The following is a 6608-nucleotide window of genomic DNA, read 5'->3' as shown; positions in this document are numbered from 1 at the left end:
TTCAACAAAGCGGTTATATGAAAGCTGCTTGGGGAACAGGTCGTGCAGGTGAACCTTGACATAAAAAAGGTAATAATGCTTGAAGTTGCGGAAAGTGTTGAAATGAAAGTAGATGAGTATCGTCATGATTTCCGACCGGCTCATAGTCCATTTCCGATTGCGGTGCTTACGCCCGTCTGGCTCACAAATGGACATGCGTGCAATTTCCTTATCATATTCTTGGCAAAAATCATCGATAATACAGAAAATTTCCGTAATTTTGTTCTTGGTAATCTCCATAACTATAGTATCCTTTAATTTTATAATTAATTGATTCAAAATCATAAAGGTACTAAAAATTATTGAGATTACCAACTTTTACAAAGACTTTCTTATCCCGAACTCAGGTTAAAAGGTACTTGGATAACAAGAAAGAATGTCATACCATCATGTGTTTATTTCAGTGTCAGACTTTGTACCGAAGCAACATGGGTAAATGACCGAGACCAATTTCTATATCCAAATAAGGAATTGAATTGCAACGAACATTTTTTATCCGACTGCTTAGTCTTCACGTTATTCAATGAAAAAAACAACATCCAAAGCCAGCATGGCACTAACTATTGGATTCCATTCAGCGAGGAAGAGGTAGGCGCACAAGACAACTTCGAGAGTCATTTTATGCACGACTTCATCATGGGCAAAGTGAAAGAGGAAAAGCCTCAGCAAGAAGGAGCAATACAAGACCTATTTACAGAGCAAGAAGCTCAGACACCAGATGGCAATTCATTCACTCCAACAGAACCTTTGGAGTTTTCACAAGAAGCACAAGCTGTATTGGATGCCGGAAGAGAGCTATGGCGTTACTATCACAAACAAGCAGGAGCCAACCCTAATGCTTCTTACTATGACATAAAGATGCACTTCCAAGGTACAAAGACCACGAAGAATGGAAAGGTGCAGATGAACTCCACCAGCGAGGATGCAACCTATAATGCCTTGCTTGCCGACCTCAGACAGTCCATGAAACTACTTGCTGCTCACATAGAGCCTAAAGTGTACGACTATGGCTTCTTGAAGAAATAATCTTGATAAAACGAGAAAGGATGCCTTTAATGTTGGCCTCCTTTCTCGTTTTATTGTAGATTTAACTTTCGTGCTTTTCAAAAGAAATCTTTCTTTGCATCATATTTCCGTCCTTCTTACATACACGACAGTTGGTCGCCTACCGCTTGATATAATACTTTTGTACATTAATCAAAAATATAAATACCAAATGCGGTTATTTCAGATAAAAGTCCTATATATGCCATCACTACTGTCCCGTTAAAGTGGACTAATCGCTCTTTGAATTAATTGAAATACAGTCTTTTGCAAGAGATTTTAAGGGTGCGATGATTTGAATTTGTACTTTTGCAGTTATCTATAATACTGCACGATGAACAAAGATAAATACGTTTTCGCCCAATTGATAGAATTTCTCGACAATAACAAGTTTCGCCATTTGGTTGACAAGTATGATGGAAACCGCTATGTGAAGCATTTCACATGTTGGAATCAGTTGTTTGCAATGATGTTTGGTCAACTGAGTAATCGAGAGAGTTTGCGAGATTTGATTGTTGCTTTTGAAGCACATAGAGTAAAGCAATACCATCTTGGATTAGGGCGTAAGCCTATTGCGAAAACGACATTTGCTTCAGCCAATCAGAATCGTGACTACCGTATCTTTGAAGACTTTGCTTTCTATATGATGGAGCAAGCCAGGAAGAAACGAGTAACGGATGTCTTCAAGTAGAAAGGCAATGTGTATGCCTTCGACTCAAAGGCAATGAAGGAAATCCCTTATGAATCAGAATCTTACTACATATTCGACCGTGGATACAATGCTTTCAAGGAACTTTTCAAAATACATCAGCATGAATCATTCTTTGTTGTGCGAGCCAAGAAGAATCTGCAATACAAATGCTGTACTCTTATGGATAAGACACCACTCGTAGATCTCTTCGAAAGGACTGATTTCAATAATGTCAAAGAACTCGATTGTCCCCTCTTTCCGGAGTTATCTGATTAATATTTAACTGGTCCCGATTCTAACGGGACACTAATGTCTCCTTATATATAATTATATAAAACGGGAGGAATATGCCTTTTTGAACAAGGTAAGCATTTTACATGCATTTTTTATTGTAGTAAAACAACAAAGGGAAAATGTGAACAACTTGTGATATTATATGAATATGCCTATACAATGATAATTCAGTAACTTTGCAGCTGAATTATTAATATAGGTATGAAAAGAATATTGTTCACATTTTCCCTGACTCTTCTTGCCCACTATTCGATGGCGCAAGAAACATTGTCATTGGGTCAATGCCTGCAGATGGGCATTGAACGAAATCTTAATTTAAAGACTTATGAGGGTAATGTGCTTAAAGGCAAGCACAATATCAGCGAGAACCGCTCGCGTCTGTTGCCACAGATTAATATAGGCGCAGCGCTTAACGACAACTTCACGCCGCCAGTATCGGTAACGGATGGTAAGGCTTACGGCAAACCGTATAACGTGACGAAGACGCTGCAGTACAACTCGTCGGCAAGTGTTCAGCTACAGATGCCACTATATAGTCAGACGGCACTCACTGCATTGGAGATATCGAAGACTCTCGACCAGCTCAACACCCTATCGTATGCCAAAGCCAAGGAAGACCTGATTGTGCAGATAAGCAAGATGTATTATCTGGCGCAGAACACCGAGGAGCAGATTGGCATAATCAAGGACAACATCAAGCGACTTGAAGAACTGCGCAATATCACACAGGCTTTCCACGACAACGACATGGCTCTGAGCGTGGACGTGAAGCGTGTGAACGTGAATCTGGAGAATCTCAGCGTGCAATACGACAACGCCAAGGCTATGCTCACACAGCAATACAACATGCTGAAATACGTTATCGACTATCCTGCCGACAAGGACATTACCGTAACGAAGGCTAACGTGGAGCTGACGGACATGGCGGCTCTCACCGGACTGAACGAGAATCTGTCGGAACTTCAGCTGCTCAGAAAGCAGCAAACACTTGCCGAACAGCAGAAGAAGCTTGCCAAGGGCGGCTATCTGCCAACGCTCGCGCTCACCGGCAACTGGACTTACGCTACCTTCACCGACAATTTCAAGAACTGGTTTCACTCGGGCGAGTCGAACCATTGGTATAAGTCGAACGGCATTGGTCTGTCGTTGCGCATACCTGTGTTCGATGGTTTTGAGAAGCGTTCGAAGATTAGAAAGGCGCAAGTGGACATCGACAACGCCAAGCTGCAATACGAGAATGCACTGAAGGGTATGCAGACACAATACGCCAACGCTGTGAACGATCTTGCCAACAATCAGCGCAACTTCAGCAAGCAACGCGACAATTATCTGCTGGCTGAGGATGTGTATAAGGTGACGAGCGACCGCTATCGCGAAGGTATTGCATCAATGACCGAGGTGCTGCAAGACGAAATGAGCATGAGCGACGCCCAGAACAACTATCTGACTGCCCACTTCAACTATCAGGTATCGAACCTGACTCTGCTGAAACTCACAGGACAACTTGAGAAACTGTTGAATTAGGAATTTGGAATTAGGAATTGTTCTCGGCTACGCCTGCGATTAGGAATTATTCAATGTTGAATTAAGAATTCAAAACTCAAAATTCAAAATTGAATAATTCAAAATCGGCAAAGCCGACAATTCAAAATTCAAAACTCAAAACTCAAAATTGCCAAAGGCAACAACTCAAAACTCAAAAAATGGAAACAAACAATAACACTACAAACAACAACAATAATAGCGACAACAACACACAGTCTACCCACGAACTAACTGCCAAGCAGCTTAAGCGCCAGCGCATCCGCCAGATAGCAGTAAGCCTCATCGGCGTGGCTATACTGGTATGGGGCATCGTGAAGATAGCCTGCATGTTTATGGACTACAAGAGCAACGAGAAGAGCGACGACGCTCAGATAGAGCAGTACATATCGCCTGTGAACATGCGTGCTTCGGGATATATCAAGAAAATATACTTCAAGGAACATCAAGACGTGAAGAAGGGCGACACACTGCTCGTTCTTGACGACCGTGAATATCGCATCCGTGTAATGGAGGCAGAGGCAGCACTGAAGGACGCTTTAGCTGGAGCCAACGTTGTAGACGCTTCGCTGCAGACCACTCAGACCTCGGCTACTGTGTACGAGGCTTCGATAGCCGAGATAGAAATACGTCTTGCCAAACTCGACAAGGACCGCCAGCGCTATCAGAACCTCGTGGCTCGCAATGCCGCCACACCGATACAGCTCGAACAGATTGAAACTGAATACAACGCTACGAAGAAGAAACTCGATGCCGTACGCCGCCAGCAGAAGGCTGCCTATTCGGGTGTTAACGAGGTGCAGACACGCAAGAAGAATACAGCAGCTGCCATTGAGCGCACTCAGGCTGCGCTGGAAATGGCAAAGCTCAACCTCTCTTACTGTGTGGTAACCGCTCCTTGCGACGGCAAACTGGGCAGACGCGCACTGGAAGAGGGTCAGGCTGTGAATGCCGGACAGACTATCACCTACATCATGCCCAACACACAGAAGTGGGTAATAGCCAACTATAAGGAGACACAGGTAGAAAAACTGTATGTTGGACAGAAAGTGAAGATGAGCGTTGACGCATTCGAGGGCAAGGAGTTTGAAGGACGCATCACCGCTATTTCAGGTGCAACAGGCTCAAAATACTCGCTCGTCCCTACCGACAACTCTGCCGGCAACTTTGTGAAGATACAACAGCGTATACCGGTGCGCATAGAGTTTGAGGGAATTTCGAAGGAAGACAACGACAAGTTGGCTGCCGGAATGATGGTTGTAGTAAAGGCTCAACTTAAGTAAATGACACAAGCAGAGATATATACGGCAGTGCCGGAGCACATGCCTAAGAATTTTCCGTTCTACAACTGGGTGCCAAAGCCCCTTGGCATCGCCTTTCTCGTCATACTTTTCATACCTATCATGACGGTAAGCGGTGCCTACACCGTCAACAGTAGTGAGATGGTGGGCGGGCTTGGCATCCAGTCAGAACACATAGCCTTCATCAGCTTCGTCACATCGATAGGTATGGCGGCGTTCTCGCCGTTCTTCTACTCGCTGGTGAGTGTGCGCCGCCAGAAGATGATGAGTCTCGTTGGATTCTCCATTCTGGCTGTGCAGAGCTATATATGTGCCAACACCGACAGTCTGTTTATCCTGGCTCTCAACAGCCTCATCATGGGATTTGTCAGACAGACGCTTCTGATGTGCAACCTCTTCACACTTATCAAGTACGGATTTGGCATTGAGGCTACACGCAACGTCACGCCGGGCAACGAGCCTAAGGACGAAGCCGGATGGGACGCTCTCGACACCGAGAAGAAAGCGAGCCAGCCTATCATCTACTTCTTCTTCATGCTGCTCGGACAGATAGGCACATGGATAACCGCATGGTTTGCCTACAACTACCACTGGCAGATGGTCTACTATGCCATGCTTGGTGCCATACTCGTGGCTCTGCTCATCACACTGGTGTGCATGCCTTACAATCCCTACCCCACGAAGCATTGTCCGCTGTCGTTCTCTAAGTTCGGCAACGTAGTGGTGTTCTGCCTGATGTGCTGCTCGTTTGTGTATGTCACGGTATACGGCAAGGTGTACGACTGGTATGACAGCCCCAAAATATGTTGGGCCACAGCTATCTGCGTAGTGTCATCGCTGCTGTTCTTCTATCTGGAAAAGACACGCCGCTCGCCCTACTTCATGCTCAAGGCTTTCAAGTCGCGCAGCATCCAGGGCGGCATACTGCTCTTCATCGGACTGATGATATGCAACTCCAGCTCTATGCTCGTGAACATATTCGTAGGCGTGGGCATGAAGACCGACCAGATACAGGTGGCAGAACTGGGCAACTGGGTATTGCTGGGCTACTTCATCGGACTGGTCACCATACTCATACTCAACAATAAGGGTGTACACTTCAAGTGGTTCTTCGCCATGGGATTCCTGCTCATTGGTGCAGCATCGCTGTTTATGTACTTCGAGGTGCAGACAGCAGGAATGCTCGAACGCATGAAGTGGCCCGTAGTAATCCGTGCCACGGGAATGATGTTGCTCTACTCGCTCATCGCCGTATACGCCAACCAGCGCATGCCGTACAAGCTGCTCTCTACATGGGTGTGCATAATGCTCACCGTGCGTATGGTGATTGCACCAGGCATAGGCTCGGCTCTGTATCAGGTGGTGTTCCAGCACCGCCAGCAATACTACATCACACGATACGCCCACGACTACGACCGCACCAATGCCGAGACCGCCATGACGTACGACATGACCGCCCGCGGAATGCAATATCAAGGCAAGAGCGAGACGGAAGCACAGAACATGGCAGCTATGTCGACAAAGGGTAAAGTGCAGGTGCAAGCCACCCTGTCGGCAATAAAGGAGATGTCGGGATGGACCATTTACGCCTGCGTCATCCTCGCCGGACTGATGCTCGTGGTGCCATGGCCAAAGAGGGATATATCGAAGGATAAGTAAGGAGGGAGAAAGCCCTACCCCCGACCCTAGCCTCAGCC

The 6608-nt window shown here is 45.9% G+C and carries 4 protein-coding genes and 2 pseudogenes; 5 read left to right on the top strand and 1 reads right to left on the bottom strand.

Features of this window, described 5'->3' with window-relative positions; translation table 11 throughout:
• A pseudogene (locus I6E49_RS14780) lies at positions 1-279 on the bottom strand (IS982 family transposase); the annotation flags it as partial.
• A 231-nt stretch (positions 280-510) separates the two neighbouring features.
• On the opposite strand from I6E49_RS14780, the gene I6E49_RS13800 reads away from it, so the two are divergent.
• The 5 genes and pseudogenes from I6E49_RS13800 (at position 511) to I6E49_RS13780 (ending at position 6570) form a co-directional block, all read left to right on the top strand.
• Positions 511-1065 (top strand): hypothetical protein, encoded by a 555-nt coding sequence (locus tag I6E49_RS13800; protein ID WP_235403040.1) that lies wholly within the window; start codon positions 511-513, stop codon positions 1063-1065.
• 352 nt (positions 1066-1417) lie between these two features.
• A pseudogene (locus tag I6E49_RS13795) lies at positions 1418-1942 on the top strand (DUF4372 domain-containing protein); the annotation flags it as partial.
• A gap of 327 nt (positions 1943-2269) precedes the next feature.
• Entirely contained in the window at positions 2270-3592 is a 1323-nt protein-coding gene (locus I6E49_RS13790; RefSeq protein ID WP_235403039.1) for a TolC family protein, read from the top strand.
• Between the two features lie 179 nt (positions 3593-3771).
• On the top strand, positions 3772-4893 hold the full coding sequence (locus I6E49_RS13785; RefSeq protein ID WP_235403037.1) for an HlyD family secretion protein: 1122 nt from the start codon (positions 3772-3774) through the stop codon (positions 4891-4893).
• Positions 4894-6570, top strand: coding sequence for an MFS transporter (locus tag I6E49_RS13780; RefSeq protein ID WP_235403035.1), 1677 nt, complete (start codon positions 4894-4896; stop codon positions 6568-6570).
• Positions 6571-6608: the final 38 nt, after the last annotated feature.

It is taken from the genome of Leyella stercorea, assembly GCF_021531655.1.
The sequence above is the reverse complement of the archived record's forward strand: the minus strand, read 5'-3'. Positions and strand labels throughout refer to the sequence as shown.